A 20165-nucleotide genomic window follows, 5' to 3' on the forward strand; every position below is an offset into this window, starting at 1 on the left:
TGAAAGGGAGTATTTTCATGAACAAGACGGATTTAATCAACGCAGTTTCAGATCAGGCTGAGCTTTCGAAAAAAGACGCTTCCAAAGCTGTAGACGCTGTATTCGACAGCATCACAGAAACTTTGAAAAAAGGCGACAAAATCCAGTTAGTTGGATTTGGAAGCTTTGAAGTACGCGAGCGTGCCGCTCGTAAAGGGCGTAACCCGCAAACCGGCGCAGAAATTAAGATTCCTTCCACAAAGAATCCTGCGTTTCGCCCGGGCAAACAGCTGAAAGATGCTGTAAACTAACATAAATACTTAAAAACAGCCTTTCTGGTCAGAAGGGCTGTTTTTTCTTGACGTTCTTTGGTGTTTCTTCCAATGCGAATAAGGGAACAATTCTATATCATTCTTTGAAGGAGTTTATGTATGGATATAACAATTACCCGTCCCGCAGTTAAATGGATGAAGGAAGAACTAAATGTGGAAAGCGGCGATTCTGTAAGATTCTATGTTCGCTATGGTGGTTCTCCCCAGCTCTATCCTGGCTTTTCTATGGGCATTGCTCTTGATAAACCAGAGAAGCCGGCAGTGACGACTGAAGAAGAAGGCCTCACTTTTTACGTAGAGAATACAGACAGCTGGTATTTACGCGCACACAACCTGCACGTCAGCTTCAGCCGGAAACATGATACCATTGTGTTTGAATATAACGAAAGCAGCGACGCAGAGTAGTGCACCTACTCTGCATTTTTATTTCAGGGCTGTCACTTTCCCCTGTCAGCAAAAAAAGGCTGCAGGCCTAAGTGCCTGCAGCTTCAAGGGAGAGAGAGTGATGCCTAAAGGAGAGCCTGTTATTCACGGCTTACAGGACGTGCCCTGCTCCAATACGAAAAGCCATGCCGGCTGATCCATTTCGATTGTTTCTGCAAAAAACAACAATGAAATGCTGGAACGAAGCATCTGCCTCCTGTTATTTATCAGTGTACATAGTCGCCCCCTGATTTTCATTATATGTGTCAGATGTTCTTCCACTGTTTTTTCACAGGACTTTCAGCCTTGCAGTTTGTTTGTTTTTTACGATACGTTTTACTATACTAAAAAAGCACCCTACATACATGGAACCTTTCCCAAAAGAACAGCATCACAGGTACAATATGAGGAGGATACTACGTTGTCTATGAAAAGACCTTTAACTGCAGCTGATTTAGAGCGTATTCATGTCGTGGACGATGCTCGCCTTTCTTCAGACGGCGAGCGTTATGCGTTCGTGCAAAAATCTATTCAAACAGATACGAACAGCTATTATTCAAATATATACACGCAATATTTAACGGATGATGTGCCAGTTCAATGGACATTCGGCTCTTACACAAATTTTTCGCCGCGGTGGTCCCCGGATGGGTCAAGCCTCGCTTTTGTATCTAACCGCTCGGGACTTAACCAAATCTGGGTAATGAGCACTTCAGGGGGAGAGCCAAAGCAGATTACCTCTGTTCAACACGGAGCCTCAAACCCAGTGTGGTCTCCGGACAGCCAAAAACTGCTGTTTGAAACAGAGCATGCCACTGAAGAAGACCTCCTTTCAGCATCAGAGGATTCTTCCAGCAGTGCTCCTTCGGCTGTAAAAATTGACCGCCTTCGTTATAAATCAGACAGCCGCGGCTTTCATTACGGCAGGCGCTCACATATCGGCTTGTTTCGATTTGACCAGGAAGAAACCTCCCTGCTTACGAACGGAAGCTATGATCACCATGATCCCGAATGGTCCCCGGACAGCCAGTTCATTGTATTTACAGCAAACAGAAACAGCGACGAAGATATTTCTCCAGTCCAGGACCTGTATACACTTAATGTTGAAACAAAAGAAATTTCTAAACTGACCGACTCCTCGGGAATGTTTACTAATGCCAGCTGGTCCCCGGATGGCTCTTGGATTGCATGTACTGGCCACGAATTAGAGTATAAAAGCGCCACTATTAATCAAATCTGGCTGATCAATCCATTAACAAAAGAACGAAAAGGAATGACACTAAAGTGGGACGTCCAGATAGGAGATTACATGACCGGCGATATCAGAACCGGGCATACCTCTGATAAACCAGTATGGTCAAGCGATCAGGAGCATATTTACTTTTTGGCAAGCGAGAATGGTAAAGTCGGTTTGTATCAAATGGATATGCATAATGAAATTACCGCCATTCATGATGAAGACAATCACGTCTTTTCGTTCTCCTTTCATCCAAAAAACGAGCAATTTGTTTTAGGCATCAGCGATCCTTCAAACCCCGGGGATTTTTACAGCCGCCGGCTCGAGGACAAGGGCCGGGTACGGCTGACAGACGTCAATGCCGGCTTTTTGAAAGAGGTTGATCTCTCTTTGCCCGAGACTCTTTCCGTTCGTACAAGCGACCACTGGGACGTTCACGGTTGGATTATGTATCCGGTCAATTATGAAGAAGGTCAGGCGTTTCCGCTAATCCTGGAAATTCATGGAGGCCCGCACGCGATGTACGGCCATACATTCTTCCATGAGTTTCAGCTGCTTGCAGCAGAGGGCTACGGAGTCCTGTTCAGCAATCCCCGGGGGAGCCATGGTTACGGCCAGGCTTTTGCCGATGCGTGCCGCCGGGATTATGGCGGGAAAGATTTTGAGGATTTGCTTGCCATTTTAGATCACGCAGTCGACAGCTACGAGTTTATAGACCGCAACCGGCTGGGAGTGACCGGAGGGAGCTATGGCGGCTTCATGACTAACTGGATGATCAGCCATACCAATCGATTCAAGGCAGCTGTTACCCAACGCTCCATTTCGAACTGGCTCAGCTTTTATGGAGTGAGTGATATCGGCTTCTTTTTCACGGACTGGGAGATTGGGGTGCCGCTTCATCAGGATCCAGAAAAGCTCTGGCATCATTCGCCACTCCGTTACGTGAAAGATATTCATACGCCTCTGTTGATCATGCACAGCGAAAACGATTATCGTTGTCCAATGGAACAGGCAGAGCAGTTGTTTATTAACATGAAATATTTAAACAAAACGGTTTCTTTTCTCCGTTTTCCAGGAGCTAATCATGAACTAAGCCGCTCCGGTCCGCCCGCCCTGCGGATCGAACGACTAAATCATATGATCGACTGGTTTCACCACTATATAGAAAAATAATATTCCTCGAAGCTTTCGGTAGTGTGCAGCATAAAAATGATCCCGCTTCTCCATTGAAGCGGGATTTCATTTACATGTGCCGTCAGTCATCTTTATCTTCACTGCCGGAGCGTTTCTTGGTATTATGCTTTTTCCTGTTTTCTTCTTCCTCGTATTTCATGTCTGCCAGTGGGATTGGATCTTCACTGCTTGTAGGCGGCTCTTCATTGCCTGGCTTTTTATCCGGCTGCTGTTTTTGTTCTTTTTTCACTTTATTTTTAAGACGTTCTGATTCTGACATCTTTATCCCTCCTGTAATATGATCCTATAAACTGTATATACCACATTCAAGAGGATGAAAAACAATGATACCTCAAAAGGAGGATACTATGGACAATGCCCGCTATTGGAGAAACAGAATCCGCACCCGTTCTGCGGCTATAATGGGAGAAGAGCATATGCGAAAAGCAGCGGTAGTAGTACCCCTGCTTCAACAACAAAATAAATATCATATCATGTTTGAGCGTAGAGCCTGGTCGCTGCAGTCCCAGCCAGGGGAAATATGTTTTCCTGGCGGGAAAATTGATGACTCTGACTCTTCTCCTCTTGCTGCAGGCCTTCGAGAATTCGAAGAAGAAACCGGGATCCCCTCTTCTGCGTTAGATGTATGGGGGGCTTTAGACGTTGTTGTTCAGCCATTCCAACGAATAGTGTATCCTTATATTGGAGAGGTAGACTACTCGGGGAATTTTTCCCCCAATACGTCAGAAGTAGACGAGCTATTCACCGTGCCGCTTGACTTCTTTCTAAATCACGAGCCCGAAAAACATAATGTTTACATGGGCATGCGTTTTTCAGACAGCTTCCCTACTTCATTAATTCCAAATGAAGAAACGTATCGTACAAATACTACAACACTGCCCCAATTTGTCTATCACTACCAGGATGTCGTTATTTGGGGACTGACAGCACAAATCATTCGCCATACCGTTTCTCTTCTTCGGTAACAGCCTGGAGCCTGAATCAAAAATGGTATCAGGCTTGTGCCAACAGCGCGATCACCATATCCGCTGACTGCTTTGAAGCATGCTTTAAAAATTCATCATAGGATTGTTTTGCTTCTTTGCCTGCAATGTCACTAAGCGAACGAATTATGACAAATGGACATGAAAACCGGTAGCACACCTGGGCAATTGCTCCTGCTTCCATTTCTGCACACTGGGGCTCATCAAAGTGGGCTTTTAAGCTTTCCACCTGCTCAGCCTTACTCATAAACGAATCCCCGGATAAAATCAGTCCCGTCCGTGTGTTTAAGTCTACCTGCGAAGCGGCTGATTCTGCTTTTTCTATCCATTCTCGGCTTGCAGAATAAGCGGCGGGCATATTGGGCACTTGTCCAAATTCATACCCAAATACAGTCGCATCCACGTCGTTGTAGCGCACCTCTGTGGAGACCACGACATCTCCTACAGAAAGCTCCGGGTTAAACCCTCCGGCTGAGCCTGTGTTAATTACGGCTTCGGGCTTATACAGCTCAATTAATAGTGAAGTGGCAATAGCTGCGTTCACTTTCCCGATGCCTGACTGCAGCAGAATGACCTCATGGCCGTTTAAGCGCCCAAAAGAAAAAAAGCAGCCTCCGCTTTCTTTTTCTTCAATGTTTTCCATTAAACTTTTTAAATACTCCACTTCTTCTTCCATTGCTCCAATAATGCCTAAACGCATTGGCGGACCCACCTTTATCATCTACAATTATAATTACTTGTGAAACTACCCTGTATATTATAACGCAAAGGAGAATACATATGTCTTTAAACCTTCAAACAATCCGGGATAAAGTAGAATTTTTTGAATCGTTGTCTCTTGAACAACTCGAGGCGGACATTCAACAAAAAATCGAACAGAATGAGGCTCTTATGCTTGAGGTCCATCACGTTCAGCACCACGTGCATACCCGTTCGGAGAACGGTCGTTCAATCTATACTGCTGTTGTTCATTTCCGTGCTATTCCAACTTCTTAACTTAACATGCTCCATACACGAAAAAACCGGCCTCCTCCAGGGAAGCCGGTTTTTCATTAATTATACTGGTTACTGCTGAGACGCTCGACGCTTGTTGGCTTCCAGCCTTCGCCATCCACCCATTCCATGTGTACCTCGTATGGATTTTCACTGCTGGCGTCCTCACTGATCACCGCTCTTGCGGTATCCTGGGAACCACCGTTTTCAAGCCTCCAAAGCACAGTACTGTTGCCTTCCGTTGATCTCAACCCTGTGGCGGCTTCTACAGCATCCTCCATCTCTTCCCAGTTCTGGCCGCCTTCAGTGAAGTCTGCCTGGAAGTTTTCCTGTTCCGTGCCTACCGGCTCATATTCTCCATCCTCCTGGGATGGTACAGTATCGTCACTTTCACTGTTTTCCGATTCGGAGGCGCTGCTGCCTTCCTCTTCAGAAGAATCTTCGCTGGATGTTTCTTCCTCAGAAGAATCGCTTTCCGCTTCTTCATTAGAAGAATCAGACTCGGAAGAAGAATCAGATTCAGAGTTTCCTGCCGGTTCTTCTGCATTTTCTTCGTTCGCATTTTCCTCGGCTGTATTCTCTTCGTCTGCGTTATTCTCCGGCGTTTCTTCCGTCGAAGAAGTGTCCGGATTCTCCTCCGGTCCGCTTTCGTTTTGTTGTTCTTCGGTATTAGTTGAGTCTGCCACTTCTTCTCCGTTATCTTCAGCCTGTTCATTATTATTATTGAAAAATAACAACAGAATCCCAAAGAACAGAATAAGCACTGCTACTACACCGATCGCAGCATTTAAAACATTATTCATTCTCTTTTTCCTTTTCTTTTGAAAGCGTGATCCGGATTCGTCGTTATAATTGTTGTTCGACATCTTATGATTCACCTGCCCCTATCGTATGTATTGCTTTTATAGTACAAAAACACGCCCTGCAGAGAGCACGTAACATGTTTTATCATAAAGGAAATACTTTCGGAAAACGAGGGAATATAGACCTATGATTTACATCCTCAAAACAGGGCGCCGTTTTTAGTTTTCATTGCTGCGTTGAACTTCTAGGCGATTTCAATGATTTCCACTTCTATGTCCCCGCCTGGTGTTGAAACCGTAACCTGCTCGCCGATCTGGCGTCCAAGCAGACTCTGGGCCATAGGAGAATCGTTAGAAATTTTCCCTTCAAGCGGATCAGATTCCGCGCTTCCAACAATCGTATAACTTTCTTCATCCCCATTTGGCAGTTCTTTAAACCGGACCGACTTTCCGAGTGACACGACGGAGTTGTTGCTTGTATCTTCTTCAATAATAGCAGCGTTTTTCAGCATCTGCTCAATCTGGCCAACTCGTCCTTCTACAAAAGCCTGTTCATCTTTAGCAGCGTCGTACTCCGAGTTTTCGGACAAATCGCCGAAGCTTCTTGCAATTTTTATGCGCTCCACGACTTCCTGGCGCCGCTCCGTTTTTAAATATTCGAGTTCCTCTTCTAGTTTTTTTCTGCCTTCTTCTGTCATAAAATGCTGTTTTTCTTCTGGCATATTTTCACTCCTCTATTCAGTATAAAAATGTATCATATTTTAACTTGCTTTTATAGTATTTTACGTTTTACTGCTCACTTTCCCGGAAGGTGAATGCTTATTGCCACCCCGTCCCCTACAGGAAAAATATCGGTATGAAAATCTTTTCTTTCCACCAGCCAGCGGTTATATTTCCTTATTTTCTTCACCATCGGCTGTAATCGTTTAGGAATATCCGCTTCAGGGTCCGCAACCAAACCGCGGAACAGTACGTTGTCGCTAATAACAAGCCCACCAGGGGCCAGCAGCTGTTCGCATAATTGAAAATACTGCTGATATTGTCCTTTAGAGGCATCTATAAATACAGCGTCAAACGCGCCTCTCTCTGAAAATTCCTCTTTCAGGTCCAAAGCATCGCCGAGAATAAATGCAGCCTGTTCCCGCCACGGACTGTTTTGGCGGTAATATTCTGCGCGCCTGTAGCGTTCCTCGTCTTTTTCCACCGAGATTATGGACGTTTCAGGCAGGGCAGCGGCCATACGCAAAGCAGAATAGCCAATTGCAGTTCCAATTTCCAACACTGAGTCCGGCTGTTTTAGCTGCAGCAGCCCAATCATGAATTGCAGCGCTTCTTCATCCATGATGGGGACCCGGTCCTGTGCCGCTTCTTCCATCATTTCCTCAAACCACGGCCGGGGCCCGAGCCCCAATTCTTTTCGGTATTCAATAAAATGGTTGTTTATCTCCGGCATATTTTCGCCCGCTTTCCCAGCTATTGATTCTCCCACTCGCTTTCATACTTATTCTGTGTACGTGTATGCTGCTCGTACGTTTCGTTATATATAACATTCCCGTTCGGGCGGGCATAAAAGTATAGTGCCTTTGTGCGTTCAGGGCTCAAAGCTGCCTGTATCGACTGCGTTCCCGGACTTGCAATCGGTCCCGGAGGCAGCCCCCGGTTCCGGTATGTGTTATACGGGGAAGAAACCTGCAAATCCTTAAAGGATGTACGGAGCCTGTGTTCACCGAGCGCATATGCTACTGTAGGGTCCATCTCGAGGCGCATATTTTTCCCCAGCCGATTCTCGATTACTCCGGCAATCGGAGCCCGGTCTTCTGCCCGCATGGCCTCTCGTTCTACGATGGAGGCGATGGTCCATATCTCACGAACTGTCCAGGAGCTGTCCGCGATTTGATTCGAAAATTCTACCATAGTTTTGTTGGTGCGTTCAATCATATCCTTTATAATTACTTCAGCTTCCGGCGATTCACCGTAATACTCATACGTCTGTGGCGATAAATAACCTTCAAGCGCGTACCGAATTTCATTTTGATTGTTCGGCTGCTGTATAAATGAATATGATTCACTTAAAGAACGAATAAACGAATCCTCTGTTGCTGTTTCCATAAATTTTTCTTCTGAAAAATCAGCATTCTTTGCGCTGATTCGTGCTATTTGTTCCAGGGATCGACCTTCGGGAACAGTAATAGAAACTACCGGCTCCTGAGCCTGCTCCCCCGCTTCAAGCGCCCCGGCTATTTCCCCGGCACTCATCGAAGCAGATAATCGGTATGTACCGGCTTTCAGGCTATCTGGACGTAAGTAGCTGTAGTATTGAAACACTCCAGCATGCCTGATCAGCTGCTGATTTTTAAGTTGCTCAGCCGCTGCTTCCGTCGAAGTGCCCTGTTCAATTACTACTGTCTGTTTTTCCCTGCTGTTTTCCGCCACCGGAAAAAGCATGTACAGCACATACAGGAGACCCGCAGCGAAACTCATTAGGAATATAAGTCCCAGACCATAGAGCCCCGCCTTCCCTTTTTTCTTTTTAGATCTGCGGCGCCCGGTATATGAATATATGAGCGTTTTCATGAATGGATGTTCTCCTCTTAACCCCCCGGCTCAGCTGCAGGGCAGGCATAATGATAAAGAAAAACACCGGAAGAAGATCCGGTGTGCTTCCTTTACGGTTAGAACAGGTTCTACTCCATTTCGTTAGCACTGTACGTGTTTACCATTTCTTCGACCATTTCCCATTCTTCATCAGACTCGATCGGGAAGAGGTTTATATCCGACTCGTCGCCCTCACCTTCCTCTTCATAACGGAAAGCAAAGACCTCCACTTCTTCATTGTCGGCATCGCTCGATGGGACTACTACAATGTAAGACTGCTCGCTTTCATCTGCATCGAACGTAAACAAAATATCAAATAAATGTTCATTGCCGTCCTCATCCGGAATGACAATTCGCTCTTTTTCTTCTTCCTCAGCCATTATATTTCACCTCTTTACTATAAGTTTGATTGATGATCCAAATAACTTTGCAAAATCATGACAGCTGCCATTTTATCTACGACTTTTTTGCGCTTTTTCCTGCTGACATCTGCTTGTAACAGTGTGCGTTCTGCCGCCTTTGTTGTCAAACGCTCATCATACATGGCTACCGGCAGGGAGGAAAATTCTTTAAGATTTTCTGCAAAAGCCTGGCACTCTTTTCCCCTGCCGCCAATTGTACCGTCCATGTTTTTAGGAAGGCCGACCACAAGCTGCTCTATTTCATTTTCTTTGACCAGTTCAAGAATACGCGGGAAGGCTTCGTCCGGCTCTGTCGTTTTCAAATGAATCGTTTCTATCCCCTGGGCTGTCCAGCCAAGCGCATCGGAAACGGCAATCCCGATTCTTTTCTTTCCGACATCGATGCCAAGCGCTTTTTTCACGAGGATATTTGGTGATCCTTTAAATAATGTCGAATTAATTCTTCAATTAATTCATCCCGCTCGAGCTGGCGGATGGTCGTTCTTGCTTCTTTATGGCGGGGGATATAAGCTGGATCGCCTGAAAGCAAATATCCCACAATTTGATTAATTGGATTATACCCTTTTTCCTCGAGCGCTTCATACACGCTGAGCAGAACTTCTTCGGCCTTCGGGTCGGAAGAATCTTCTTCTCGGTTAAAACGTACGGTCCGGTCGTTCGTATCCAATTCCTCCACCTCCTCAGATGACTTTTCACGAAATTTCATTTCATAAAAAGCAGAAGGGAGGAGAAGCTCCCTTCCTATACTGTGGTAATTAATATGGTTACTATATAGACGATTATATTGTACATGAGATAGGGGCAATTAGGAAAGGGATAAGATAAACTTCTTCGCTTCTTCTAATGCCTCGGCAAGCTTTTCGGGCTGTTTTCCCCCTGCCTGAGCCATATCCGGGCGGCCGCCTCCCCCGCCTCCGCACACTTCTGCTGCTTTTTTCACAATATCTCCTGCTTTATACCGTTCAGTCAGATCTTTGGTTACGCCGGCAATGAGCTGTACTTTTTCTCCTTCCGATGTTCCAAGCACAACAATACCGCTTCCAAGCTTCTGCTTGAGTTCGTCTACTGTCTGTCTTAGTGTATCTTTATCTGCTCCCGGAAGTTCTTTGGCAATCACCGGCATACCATTTATTTCTTCTGCCGCGTCTGCAAGATCACCGGCTTCGAGATTACTCAGCTTTTGCGACAATGATTCATTTTCTTTTTGAAGGCTTCTGATCTGCTCCTGCAGAGCTTCTGCCCGCTGTGGAATGTCGTCAACAGCACGGGCCCGGACGATGCTTCCTGTTTCCTCCAGCAGCTGTATTCTGCTTTCAACGTACTCATACGCATACCGGCCGGTAACAGCTTCTATGCGGCGGGTCCCGGCCCCAATACCGGATTCTCCTGTAATCTTGAACACTCCAACTTCGGAGGTGCTTCCGACATGGCAGCCGCCGCACAGCTCGATACTGTAGTCACCGATCTGCACCACGCGCACTCTTTCTCCGTATTTTTCACCAAATAACGCAGTGGCCCCCATCTGTTTCGCTTCGTTGATGCCTTTTTCTTCAATAAGAACCGACATGTTGTACCATATTTTTTCATTCACCTGGTATTCAATCTGCTTTATTTCTTCTTCAGTGACCTGCCCGAAATGGGAAAAGTCAAAGCGTAGACGGTTGTCCGTCACAATTGACCCTGCCTGGTTTACGTGCTCGCCAAGAACGTCCTTAAGTGCCTGGTGCAGCAAATGGGTCGCTGTGTGGTTTTTGATAATGCTGCTTCTCGTATTTTCTTCGATGGATGCTCTGACGTGCATTCCTTTGCGAAGAGATCCTTTCTCGATCCGTACCGTATGAAGATGCTGGCCATTTGGAGCTTTTTGAACGTCTTCCACTACCGCTTGCACTCCTGATACCTCATTTACGATCGTGCCGCGGTCTGCCACCTGTCCGCCGCTTTCCGCATAGAACGGGGTTTTTTCCAGGATAAGCTGCACCTGTTCCCCGGCGCCGACTGTGTCCACGATTTCTTTGTTGTGGATCAGCGCCTGAACATTTGTTTCTACATCAAAATGCTCGTAGCCGACGAACGTGCTGGTCGTTTCTATATCTGTCAGAAGTGCTTCCTGGGTCTGCATCGAACCGCTGTCTTTTCTCGCAGCCCGCGCCCGGCTCCGCTGCGCTTCCATTTCCACTTCGAATTCCTCGTTATCTACCGCAAAACCTTCGTCCACTACGTATTCTGCCGTTAAGTCAGGCGGGAATCCGTACGTATCATACAGACGGAATACGTCCTTGCCGGAGATAACGGTCTCACCTTTGCTGCGGGCTCTTTCTGTCACCTGCTTCAGCATTTTCAACCCATCGTTCAGCGTTTCATGGAAACGTTCTTCCTCCGTTTTTACCACACGTTCAATAAAGGATTGTTTTTCACGAACCTCCGGATAGTAATCTTCCATAATCTCACCCACGACGCCTACAAGCCTGTGCATAAACGGCTCCTCCTGCCCGAGCCAGCCGGCATAACGTACCGCACGGCGGAGCAGGCGGCGCAAAATGTAACCGCGTCCTTCATTGGACGGCAGGGCCCCGTCCCCGATGGAGAAGCTGACTGTCCGTACGTGATCAGCAATCAAACGAAAAGCAATGTCCTGCTCTTCATTTTCTCCATACGTTCTTCCGGACACTTCTTCTACCTTTCGGATGATCGGCCGGAAAAGATCAGTATCAAAGTTTGTCGGCACGTCCTGAACGAGAGTTACAAGCCGTTCCAGCCCCATGCCCGTATCAATGTTTTTCTTTGGAAGAGGTGTATACGTATCATCGGCATTATGATTGAACTGCGAAAATACGAGATTCCATACTTCTAAATAACGCTCATTTTCGCCTCCTGGGTACAGTTCAGGATCGCGTGGATCGTCCCCCCAGGCGTCTCCGCGGTCATAGAAAATTTCCGTATTTGGCCCGCTCGGTCCCTGGCCGATATCCCAGAAGTTTTCTTCGAGCCGGATTACCCGTTCTTCAGGAAGTCCGATAATTTCCCGCCAGTATTGATAAGCCTCATCGTCTTCAGGATGCACGGTAACTGACAGCCGGTCTGCATCAAAGCCTATCCAGCGCTCTGACGTTAAAAATTCCCAGGCCCATTCGATGGCTTCCTTTTTAAAATAGTCACCGATCGAGAAATTACCGAGCATTTCAAAAAATGTATGGTGTCTCGTTGTTCTTCCGACATTTTCAATATCATTTGTCCGGATTGATTTTTGAGCGTTCGCAAGGCGCGGGTTTTCAGGGATTACCCGGCCATCAAAATATTTTTTCATCGTAGCGACACCGCTGTTGATCCACAAAAGCGTCGGGTCTTCGTGTGGAACAAGCGAAGCACTCGGTTCAATCGTGTGTCCTTTTTCCTCAAAAAAGTCCAAAAAGCGCCGCCGGACTTCAGTAGATGTTAATGCTGGCATTATTGATCAGCCTCCCGTGAATTTTTCACTTTCGTTTATATCACATTAAAAAACCCGCCCCTGAAAACAGGGACGAGTGTGCTCGCGTTACCACCCTGGTTGCCACATATCAAGCGGCCAACTCAGCATCCTTAACGTGGATGATCCGGCAGGGTTTGCCTGCACTCCGGAGCAGCGTTCGGGCGGGTTATTCTCCGGCAGTTTCAGCCGCTGCTGCCGGTCTCTGTGTGAATATACCCGCCGTACTCGTTCCATCACTGTTTTTGTTATTCTGTTTCAGTTATATCGGAAACCGTATTTTCTGTCAAGCCTGGTCTTCCGGATCTTCTTCCCGGTGTTTCAGTCGTTCCTTCAGGTACGAATAGCGTTCATTTTTTGATTCCTGCTTTACGGCATACATGAACGCTTCTTTTTCGCCGCAGAGAATTAAATAATCCTTCGCCCGTGTGATCGCTGTGTACAACAAATTACGGCGCAGCATCCGCCGGTAGGACATCAGCATCGGCACAACTACAATGGGAAACTCGCTTCCCTGCGCCTTATGAATAGAAGTACAGTAGGCAAGAGTGATTTGTTTGAGGTCCTGGCGCGTGTAACTGACTTCCTTTTCGTCAAAGGAAAAAACAACCTGCATTTCTTTATCGACAGTTTCTTTTGCTTCAAAGACAGTTTCGAGCACGCCTTTGTCCCCGTTATATATGCCTTCTTCGCCGTTATTTACAAGCTGAAGAACGATATCATCCTTCTGATAAACAGCGTCACCGAAGGTTACACTCCGTTTCTGCGGCGTCCGGGGGTTAAACATCTCCTGCAGACGTTCGTTCAGGGCGTGGATGCCCGCTTCCCCCCGGTACATCGGGGCAAGCACCTGAATATCCATCGGATCGTAGCCCTTCCGGATGGCGCCGGCACACGTTTTCTCCACCACATCGGCCACCTGTGATTTTGAGCACGGGAAAAACCGGCGGTCTTCAAACGGCTGCTCGAAGTCGTCCGGCAGCCCTCCTTCTTTCATCGCATGGGCTAATTCTACAATTGATGACTGGTTCGTCTGCCTGTATACCACTGATAAGCTCACAGTTGGTATGGTACCTGCTTCAAGAAGATCTCCGAGCACCTGGCCCGGGCCTACCGAAGGCAGCTGGTCTTCGTCCCCAACAAAAATTACTTTCATTCCTTTCGGCACCGCCCGAATCAGCTGATTGGCAAGCCACATGTCCACCATCGAAACTTCGTCAACAATCAGCAGCTCCCCTTCAAGTGGCTCGTACTCATCCTTTTCAAACAGCTCATTTTCCCCTTCTCCGCTGAATCCGAGCAGCTTATGAATTGTCACCGCCCGCAGGCCGGTGGATTCTTTCATTCGCTTTGCCGCCCGTCCGGTCGGGGCTGCAAGCAATACTGGAAAAGGCTTCTTCCCCGAATATTCCGAAGGATCAAGAGAAATATCGTAGAGGGAGGCGTACACTTCTACAATGGCCCGGATGATCGTGGTCTTGCCAGTCCCCGGCCCTCCTGTAAGAAGCATCAATGGTTTTTCCATAGCCGTTTGTATCGCTTCTTTCTGCTGATCAGCATACTCAATATCGAACTTCTCCTCCACTTCCCCGAGTGCCTGCAGCAGATCCGCCTGGGAATATTCTTTTTCCTCCGCTTCCTCCTGAAGCTTATGTACCCTGCTTGAAAAACCTTTTTCCGCAAAATACAAAGAGGCGATATAAACACGGCTATCGTCGATCTGCACCCGCTCTTCGTTTACGAGCTCCTGCAGTACAAGCTTCAGCTCCTGCTGATCAATGGTAACGGCAGGGTCTGCAAGCAGCTGCTCTGCGCTATCGAGCAGCTGCTGCTTTGGGATATACACATGCCCGTCCTGCATCGTCCGCTCGTACAGCTCAAACAACACCCCTGCCTTTAAACGGCTTGGGTCGTTTTTTTGTATGCCGGTGTTTTCCCCTAGACGGTCTGCTTTCGTAAAGCCAACACCATCTACGTCCCAGACAAGCTGGTACGGATCATGCTGAATGATGTCAAGGGTCTGCTCGCGGTACTGGTTGTATATTTTCACGCCAAGGTCCGTACCGAATCCGTAGCGCACTAAAAGCGTCATGGCATGCTCCATACCTTGATTTTCGAGCATGGCGGTACGAATTTGTTTACGTTTTTCTTCGTTCAGGCCAGGAATCTTTTCGAGGGCTTCCGGACGTTCGAGCACTTCATCAATCACTCTGGCCCCAAAGCGATCGACCAGTTTTTCTGCTGTTTTTGGCCCGATGTACGGGAACCGGTCACTCGATAAATAATCAATTAATGCGGAACGTTCGGTCGGTATCTCTTTTTGGTATGAGACGACCTGATACTGGGTGCCAAAGCGCGGATGCTGTTTAATTTCACCGCTAAAACGATATCGTTCGTTTGCCTCCACTGTCGGAAGGATGCCAACGATAGTCGTTGTGGTTTCTTCAAAGGCGGGTATCGATTCTTTAATTTTTACTTTCGCTACCGTATAGCCGTTTTCTTCATTGCGGAATATAACGTGCTGCACTGTTCCGAGGACATAGGGTTCAAGCAGCTCCTGTTCATCATATCCGTTCTCCATAGCACCACCTCACTTTTCGCCGAGCAGCTGCTGAACCTGCTGTCTGCCGTTCTCTGCCAATGCATGTTCAGGCTCTGATTCAAGTGCTTTCTCGAAGCAGCTGAGCGCTTCTTCCACCCGTTCATTAAACAGGGCAGCCACTCCCAGATTATAGTGGGCGTCGGCATGATCCGGATCCTGCTCCACCACTTTTCTAAATTCTGCTTCAGCCTGGTCGACTTCCTCCTGCTGGGCGAGCGACAGTGCATAATAATATCTTGCTTCAGCGTCCGATTCATCGAGCTCCACGGAACGCTTGAAATTGGCAATCGCATATGGAAGACGATCGGACTGCAGATAACTCAGTCCGAGCATGAAAAACAGGCTCGAGTCTTCAAGCCCCTGCTGCTGGGCCCCTTTATACATTGTAATAGCCTCGGCGTATTCCTCCCGGTTATACAATACATTCCCGGCCCCGTAATAGGCTGTTGCGGCTGTTTCGTCTATCTGCAGTGCCTTCGTAAAAAAACGGATTGCTTTGTCGTCTTCACCGGCTTCGGCAAGCAGGTTACCAAAGTTTATGTACGCGACAGGGTCATTCGGCTCTGCTTCCATCTGCTCATTCAAAAGCCTGGCCGCTTCTTCAAAATCCCCATTTTGCAAAAGCTCCATCGCCTGCTGATTCTTATCCATACTATCATCCTTTTCAAATCTTCTTTCTATATTATTTCACGATCCCGGGTGATTGAAAAGCCTTCCCACCATACAGGAGGAATCAAGAAAAAGGAAAACGTTATGTTGCAACGCTTTCCTTCATCATGGCTTTTTCTATTGTTGCGCCTCCAAGACACACATCGCCGTCGTAAAAGACAACGGCCTGCCCCGGCGTGACTGCCCGCTGTGGTTCATCAAACTCTACAAGAAGTTCCCCATCTGCCTTCTGGTGAACGGTTACTCCCTGGTCCTTCTGACGGTACCGGAATTTTGCCGTGCATGAAAACGGAAAGGCTTCCGGTTTATGAATCCAGTTGGGTTCAGAGGCGGTCAACTGTTCTGAATACAGCCGCTCGTGATTGCCGCCCTGGCCGACAATCAAGACGTTGCGCTCCATGTCTTTATCGACGACGAACCACGGCTCCCCGGAGCCGCCGATGCCAAGTCCCTGCCGCTGGCCGAGTGTATAGTACATCAGACCGTCGTGACGGCCTTTCACCTCACCCTCCGGACTTTCCATGTTACCTGGCTGGGCTGGAAGATACTCCTGCAGGAAATCCTTGAAATTCCGCTCTCCGATAAAGCAGATCCCCGTGCTGTCTTTTTTTCCAGCCGTTTCAAGACTCCGTTCTTCTGCCATTTTCCGGACTTCGGATTTATCATACTCTCCGAGTGGGAACAGCACGCGGCTCAGCTGTTCTTCACTTAACTGGTTCAAAAAATACGTCTGGTCTTTGTTATTATCTAAGCCGCGCAGCAGATACGTGCCGTTTTCCGTATGTTCCACTCGTGCATAGTGGCCGGTAGCAACGTAGTCGGCGCCGAGGTCAAATGCGTGATCGAGAAACGCCCGGAATTTTATTTCTTTGTTGCACATTACGTCAGGGTTCGGCGTACGACCGGCTTTATATTCCTCCAGAAAGTACGTAAAAACCCGATCCCAGTATTCTTTTTCAAAATTCACGGCATAGTATGGTATATCCAGTTGATTGCATACTGCAATGACATCTTCGTAGTCCTCCGTCGCCGTACACATCCCAGACTCATCTGTATCATCCCAATTTTTCATGAAAATACCGAGCACTTCATAGCCCTGTTCTTTTAACAGGGCTGCTGTGACAGAAGAATCCACTCCCCCGGACATTCCTACGACAATTCTTGTATCTGCATTAGTCATTTCAGAGCCTCCTTTTCTTTCATTTTCCGGCTGATTTTCGCTGCCGCCCGCGCTACAGTTTTCATATCTTCCACGGTGTTTTTATAACCAAAACTAAACCGGACAGATTCATAAATACGGGCATCTTTTCCGTACATTGCTTCGAGGACATGAGACGGTTCTACAGTCCCAGCGGTGCAGGCCGACCCGCTTGAAACAGCTACGCCCTCCATATCCATTTGCACAAGAAATGCTTCAAGCTGAATCCCGGGAAAATATATATTTAAAATATGCGGGCTTTTTTCTGCATATTCTCCGTTGATCCGGTATGCTGCCCCGCTGCGTCCGAGCTCGGATAAGAAAGCCTTGCCGAGCACTTCAAGCTCCTGCCTCCGTTCGGGCATACTATTCATCTGCAGCTCCACGGCTTTGGCAAAACCATCGATAGCGGCTACGTTTTCTGTACCTGCCCGGCGCCTTCTTTCCTGTTCTCCGCCTGTTAGTTCCGGGCGGAGCTTTGCGCCCTTGCGTACGAATAAACAGCCTGCTCCCGCAGGGCCATTGATTTTATGAGCTGTCATCGTCGCCATCGTCACCGGTGTCTCTGCCACGCTAAATGGCAGCTGCCCATATGCCTGAACCATGTCGGTATGAAAAGCAATACCTTTTTCTGCCAGCGTTTCAGCAGCTTCAAGCACGGGCTGGACAACCCCAGTCTCATTATTTACATACATTAATGAAACAAGTATCGTTTCGTCGGTCACAGCTGCCATCAACTTTTCCACCGAAACGATTCCCTGCTCATCAGGCTCAACATAGGTAACCTGAAAGCCTTCTTTTTCCAGCGCCTGAGCCGTGTGCAGAACAGCGTGATGCTCGATGGCACTTGTCACCAGATGGCTGCCTTTCTCACGGTTGGCGTGCATAAACCCGCGGAGTGCCAGGTTGTTGCTTTCAGTTCCTCCACTCGTCCATATGATTTCTTTAGGGCTTGCACTTATAGATGAGGCCAGCATACGGCGGGCCGCATCGAGTCTCTTTCTCGCCCGGCGCCCATATTGATGGACGCTCGATGGATTTCCTGCCGGCTCTTGCATAGACTCGATCATGACCTCAGCCACTTCCGGGCGAAGCGGTGTTGTAGCCGCATGGTCTGCGTATATAGCGGACATATTTTTCTCCTCCTACTGGAGTTATTACATGTAATCGGAATAACATTATTTTTTACATTAACAAATAGGAGATTTTTTGTCTATTTCCTTGCCTATGCTTTCTTATCACGTGTAATATATATTTTGTTTCCTATTATTTTATGAAAGTGCGGGATGTGTGAGTGAAAAATGTTTGGCTGCTCCGGCCTTTACCTAACGGCACCAACCAGCTGCATAATTTTTTAGAATATGACTTTATCGCCATTGGATACCCTGTCGGCAAATCCTTAAATAGCCTCAGTTACGAAAAAGTTAAAAAAGAATTAGCCCGTTTTGATATGGATGAAGGCGCCACTAATGTATATAATTTTATTTCCCAGATGAAAATAGACGACCTTGTCATCGTGCCGGACGACAATAGCCGTGACGTGTATTTCTGTACGGTCACTTCACAATACATTTACGTACCAAACGTTGATAATCAAAAAAAAGGGCTCGGTTATCCCCACCAGAAAACCGTCAATTGGTTTTTTAACAAAGAGCCGCTCAACCGCAATGATTTCAGTAAGGAACTGCAGGCCTCCTTGCGTTCACCAAAAACCATTACAGATTTAACTCATCATCTTGACGTGCTGAATGAAATTATTTTCGATGTGGCATTTATCAGCGGCGGGGTCCTGAAGGGCAAAGCAATTGAAACCGTCAGGGAAATGCTCGAAGAAGACCAAACGGTCGACACCCGGCTCCGGGCGGCCGAGCTTGCGCTTAAATACGACCTTTAATGTAATAGCCAGTATATCTGCAGAGATGCAGCATTTCTTACCAATTAAAGAGGAGCTTCAATATTTCTGTTACTACAGTGTAGATGAATGCTGCCCATAGAAAGGTCGGCAGATGAGCCGACTCTTCTGTCGGCATTTCTTTTTTCAGCACATTAAATATCATGGCCCCTGCAATGACCGCAAACGTGATGGCCAGAACGATTTCCGGCAGTGTAAATATGATGGCAAATACCCATCCGAATAAAATACCTCCTGCCAAATAATATCTTCCCCGTCTATACCGGCCTGCATCTTCCCGGTGCAGATCATGCGAAATAGCCATGAAGTGCAAGCCAATTGCCACCCCATAAAAGACTGTCTGAAGGCCTTCTACATCAGAACCAAATACTGTATAGGCCACCATACTGTTGTAAAGGGCAAAAAAAGCCACCTGGATCCAGAAAAACTGGCCTTCTCCCCTTTCAGTTGAATGATAAGCTCGGACAGCAAAGTTATGAATTATAAAGTAAACAACGAGTCCAATCAGGCTGAGCAAATAAAACTCTGATTCAAACGTTAGACCACGAAAAGCACTCTCTCCATATTTGCTTTGCTCGTCATGCAGATATGGAAGTATATATACAAAAATAAATGCTACGGCCACTCCCCCGGAAAATGACAACCAACTAAAACGGCCGATCTTGTCAGAGGATATCAATTTATCTGCAAATAACTGGATGAGTAAAAAAATTACAACGACGATAATATTTTCTACGGCCACGGTTACTTCCCCCTTAAAGCTCTTATCATAAGAAATCTCCATGCCAGATGCGGCATGGAGATTTCGCACGTATATTTGTCATACCTTCAAGGATTAGATATAAAACATATAGTTTTCCTGTTCTTCATCTCCCTGATACTCCGCCAGATAATCAAGCGTGGTACTATCGAGCACATCCTTTACAGCGTCCCGGATTTTCAGCCACAAATCTCGTTTAGCCGGCTCTTCATCATCGAGAACTTCGACTGGGCTGATTGGTCCTTCAAGCACGCGGATAATGTCACCGGCTGTAATATCTGCCGGTTCTTTCGAGAGCATGTAGCCGCCATAGGCTCCTCTTACGCTTTTAACGAGACTGGCGTTTCGAAGCGGAGCAATCAGCTGCTCTAAATAGTGTTCGGAAAGGTTATGGTCACGGGCGATTGATTTTAAGGACGTAGGACCACTCCCATGCTTTCTGGCAAGCGCCATCATAATCGTCAATCCGTATCTGCCTTTAGTTGAAATTTTCAATACCTTCATTCCTTCCTGTCAGGCCTGTCAGTACCTGTTACGTCTTCAGTAATCCTGCTGATTGATACTTAGTTTTATCCGTCTGCTGTACGGTTTCTAATG

The 20165-nt window shown here is 47.1% G+C and carries 22 protein-coding genes; 6 read left to right on the forward strand and 16 right to left on the reverse strand.

From position 1 onward, the window contains the following. Positions 1–17: 17 nt before the first annotated feature. From B5066_RS15965 to B5066_RS15975, 3 genes are all read left to right on the forward strand, one after another. Positions 18–290 carry an HU family DNA-binding protein gene (locus B5066_RS15965; RefSeq protein WP_022793829.1) on the forward strand — a complete coding sequence of 91 codons (273 nt, stop codon included), beginning with the start codon at positions 18–20 and terminating at the stop codon, positions 288–290. Between the two features lie 120 nt (positions 291–410). Continuing rightward, positions 411–716, forward strand: coding sequence for a HesB/YadR/YfhF family protein (locus B5066_RS15970; protein ID WP_079476881.1), 306 nt, complete (start codon positions 411–413; stop codon positions 714–716). 445 nt (positions 717–1161) lie between these two features. Then, positions 1162–3144, forward strand: a complete 1983-nt coding sequence (locus tag B5066_RS15975) for a S9 family peptidase (RefSeq protein ID WP_079477058.1) — start codon at positions 1162–1164, stop codon at positions 3142–3144. Between the two features lie 82 nt (positions 3145–3226). On the opposite strand, the gene B5066_RS15980 is transcribed toward B5066_RS15975, so the two are convergent. Continuing rightward, positions 3227–3424, reverse strand: coding sequence for a hypothetical protein (locus B5066_RS15980; RefSeq protein ID WP_079476882.1), 198 nt, complete (start codon positions 3422–3424; stop codon positions 3227–3229). A gap of 64 nt (positions 3425–3488) precedes the next feature. On the opposite strand from B5066_RS15980, the gene B5066_RS15985 reads away from it, so the two are divergent. Continuing rightward, positions 3489–4130 carry an NUDIX hydrolase gene (locus B5066_RS15985; RefSeq protein ID WP_079476883.1) on the forward strand — a complete coding sequence of 214 codons (642 nt, stop codon included), beginning with the start codon at positions 3489–3491 and terminating at the stop codon, positions 4128–4130. 28 nt (positions 4131–4158) lie between these two features. On the opposite strand, the gene mtnN is transcribed toward B5066_RS15985, so the two are convergent. Then, positions 4159–4848 (reverse strand): 5'-methylthioadenosine/S-adenosylhomocysteine nucleosidase, encoded by a 690-nt coding sequence (mtnN, locus tag B5066_RS15990; RefSeq protein WP_079476884.1) that lies wholly within the window; start codon positions 4846–4848, stop codon positions 4159–4161. Between the two features lie 80 nt (positions 4849–4928). Between mtnN and B5066_RS15995 the strand changes: the two genes are divergently transcribed. Beyond that, positions 4929–5144 carry a DUF2536 family protein gene (locus B5066_RS15995; protein WP_079476885.1) on the forward strand — a complete coding sequence of 72 codons (216 nt, stop codon included), beginning with the start codon at positions 4929–4931 and terminating at the stop codon, positions 5142–5144. A gap of 56 nt (positions 5145–5200) precedes the next feature. On the opposite strand, the gene B5066_RS16000 is transcribed toward B5066_RS15995, so the two are convergent. The 12 genes from B5066_RS16000 to B5066_RS16055 form a co-directional block, all read right to left on the reverse strand. Next, positions 5201–6007 (reverse strand): YrrS family protein, encoded by an 807-nt coding sequence (locus B5066_RS16000; protein ID WP_079476886.1) that lies wholly within the window; start codon positions 6005–6007, stop codon positions 5201–5203. Between the two features lie 182 nt (positions 6008–6189). Continuing rightward, complete coding sequence (gene greA, locus B5066_RS16005) at positions 6190–6666, reverse strand: transcription elongation factor GreA (protein ID WP_079476887.1); 477 nt, start codon at positions 6664–6666, stop codon at positions 6190–6192. A gap of 74 nt (positions 6667–6740) precedes the next feature. After that, positions 6741–7397 (reverse strand): O-methyltransferase, encoded by a 657-nt coding sequence (locus B5066_RS16010; RefSeq protein ID WP_079476888.1) that lies wholly within the window; start codon positions 7395–7397, stop codon positions 6741–6743. Positions 7398–7417: 20 nt separating this feature from the next. Continuing rightward, positions 7418–8518, reverse strand: coding sequence for an endolytic transglycosylase MltG (gene mltG, locus B5066_RS16015; protein ID WP_079476889.1), 1101 nt, complete (start codon positions 8516–8518; stop codon positions 7418–7420). Between the two features lie 110 nt (positions 8519–8628). After that, positions 8629–8919 carry a DUF1292 domain-containing protein gene (locus B5066_RS16020; RefSeq protein ID WP_079476890.1) on the reverse strand — a complete coding sequence of 97 codons (291 nt, stop codon included), beginning with the start codon at positions 8917–8919 and terminating at the stop codon, positions 8629–8631. A gap of 17 nt (positions 8920–8936) precedes the next feature. Further along, entirely contained in the window at positions 8937–9362 is a 426-nt protein-coding gene (ruvX, locus tag B5066_RS16025; protein ID WP_079476891.1) for a Holliday junction resolvase RuvX, read from the reverse strand. Next, positions 9359–9628 carry an IreB family regulatory phosphoprotein gene (locus tag B5066_RS16030; RefSeq protein ID WP_079476892.1) on the reverse strand — a complete coding sequence of 90 codons (270 nt, stop codon included), beginning with the start codon at positions 9626–9628 and terminating at the stop codon, positions 9359–9361. Before B5066_RS16030 ends, ruvX begins: the two co-directional genes overlap by 4 nt. Positions 9629–9766: 138 nt before the next feature. Next, on the reverse strand, positions 9767–12409 hold the full coding sequence (gene alaS / locus B5066_RS16035) for an alanine--tRNA ligase (protein ID WP_079476893.1): 2643 nt from the start codon (positions 12407–12409) through the stop codon (positions 9767–9769). Positions 12410–12713: 304 nt separating this feature from the next. Next, positions 12714–15008, reverse strand: a complete 2295-nt coding sequence (recD2, locus tag B5066_RS16040; RefSeq protein ID WP_079476894.1) for an SF1B family DNA helicase RecD2 — start codon at positions 15006–15008, stop codon at positions 12714–12716. A 9-nt stretch (positions 15009–15017) separates the two neighbouring features. After that, positions 15018–15680, reverse strand: a complete 663-nt coding sequence (locus B5066_RS16045; RefSeq protein ID WP_079476895.1) for a tetratricopeptide repeat protein — start codon at positions 15678–15680, stop codon at positions 15018–15020. A gap of 100 nt (positions 15681–15780) precedes the next feature. After that, positions 15781–16878, reverse strand: a complete 1098-nt coding sequence (gene mnmA / locus B5066_RS16050) for a tRNA 2-thiouridine(34) synthase MnmA (protein WP_079476896.1) — start codon at positions 16876–16878, stop codon at positions 15781–15783. Beyond that, a complete protein-coding gene (locus tag B5066_RS16055) occupies positions 16875–18029 on the reverse strand; it encodes a cysteine desulfurase family protein (RefSeq protein WP_079476897.1) in 1155 nt (384 codons plus the stop codon). The genes mnmA and B5066_RS16055 overlap by 4 nt, the downstream gene beginning before the upstream one ends. Before the next feature lie 161 nt (positions 18030–18190). Between B5066_RS16055 and B5066_RS16060 the strand changes: the two genes are divergently transcribed. Then, the gene (locus tag B5066_RS16060) at positions 18191–18790 is read left to right on the forward strand and encodes a hypothetical protein (RefSeq protein ID WP_079476898.1); all 600 of its coding nucleotides are present in this window, start codon (positions 18191–18193) and stop codon (positions 18788–18790) included. Between the two features lie 37 nt (positions 18791–18827). On the opposite strand, the gene B5066_RS16065 is transcribed toward B5066_RS16060, so the two are convergent. After that, positions 18828–19550, reverse strand: coding sequence for a hypothetical protein (locus B5066_RS16065; RefSeq protein WP_079476899.1), 723 nt, complete (start codon positions 19548–19550; stop codon positions 18828–18830). 93 nt (positions 19551–19643) lie between these two features. After that, positions 19644–20063, reverse strand: a complete 420-nt coding sequence (gene cymR / locus B5066_RS16070) for a cysteine metabolism transcriptional regulator CymR (RefSeq protein ID WP_027847299.1) — start codon at positions 20061–20063, stop codon at positions 19644–19646. Between the last annotated feature and the right edge of the window lie 102 nt (positions 20064–20165).

Origin of the sequence: Marinococcus halophilus, from assembly GCF_900166605.1 — a bacterium.
GTDB lineage: Bacteria > Bacillota > Bacilli > Bacillales > Marinococcaceae > Marinococcus > Marinococcus halophilus.

Coding starts and splice junctions, on each gene's coding strand:
- B5066_RS16010 (WP_079476888.1), bottom strand. CDS start 7,397: ATGCCGGAGATAAACAACCATTTTATTGAATACCGAAAAGAATTGGGG.
- mnmA (WP_079476896.1), bottom strand. CDS start 16,878: ATGACTAATGCAGATACAAGAATTGTCGTAGGAATGTCCGGGGGAGTG.
- B5066_RS15965 (WP_022793829.1), top strand. CDS start 18: ATGAACAAGACGGATTTAATCAACGCAGTTTCAGATCAGGCTGAGCTT.
- B5066_RS15995 (WP_079476885.1), top strand. CDS start 4,929: ATGTCTTTAAACCTTCAAACAATCCGGGATAAAGTAGAATTTTTTGAA.
- alaS (WP_079476893.1), bottom strand. CDS start 12,409: ATGCCAGCATTAACATCTACTGAAGTCCGGCGGCGCTTTTTGGACTTT.
- B5066_RS16055 (WP_079476897.1), bottom strand. CDS start 18,029: ATGTCCGCTATATACGCAGACCATGCGGCTACAACACCGCTTCGCCCG.
- B5066_RS16000 (WP_079476886.1), bottom strand. CDS start 6,007: ATGTCGAACAACAATTATAACGACGAATCCGGATCACGCTTTCAAAAG.
- B5066_RS16045 (WP_079476895.1), bottom strand. CDS start 15,680: ATGGATAAGAATCAGCAGGCGATGGAGCTTTTGCAAAATGGGGATTTT.
- greA (WP_079476887.1), bottom strand. CDS start 6,666: ATGCCAGAAGAAAAACAGCATTTTATGACAGAAGAAGGCAGAAAAAAA.
- B5066_RS15985 (WP_079476883.1), top strand. CDS start 3,489: ATGATACCTCAAAAGGAGGATACTATGGACAATGCCCGCTATTGGAGA.
- mtnN (WP_079476884.1), bottom strand. CDS start 4,848: ATGCGTTTAGGCATTATTGGAGCAATGGAAGAAGAAGTGGAGTATTTA.
- B5066_RS15970 (WP_079476881.1), top strand. CDS start 411: ATGGATATAACAATTACCCGTCCCGCAGTTAAATGGATGAAGGAAGAA.
- mltG (WP_079476889.1), bottom strand. CDS start 8,518: ATGAAAACGCTCATATATTCATATACCGGGCGCCGCAGATCTAAAAAG.
- B5066_RS15980 (WP_079476882.1), bottom strand. CDS start 3,424: ATGTCAGAATCAGAACGTCTTAAAAATAAAGTGAAAAAAGAACAAAAA.
- B5066_RS16020 (WP_079476890.1), bottom strand. CDS start 8,919: ATGGCTGAGGAAGAAGAAAAAGAGCGAATTGTCATTCCGGATGAGGAC.
- recD2 (WP_079476894.1), bottom strand. CDS start 15,008: ATGGAGAACGGATATGATGAACAGGAGCTGCTTGAACCCTATGTCCTC.
- B5066_RS15975 (WP_079477058.1), top strand. CDS start 1,162: ATGAAAAGACCTTTAACTGCAGCTGATTTAGAGCGTATTCATGTCGTG.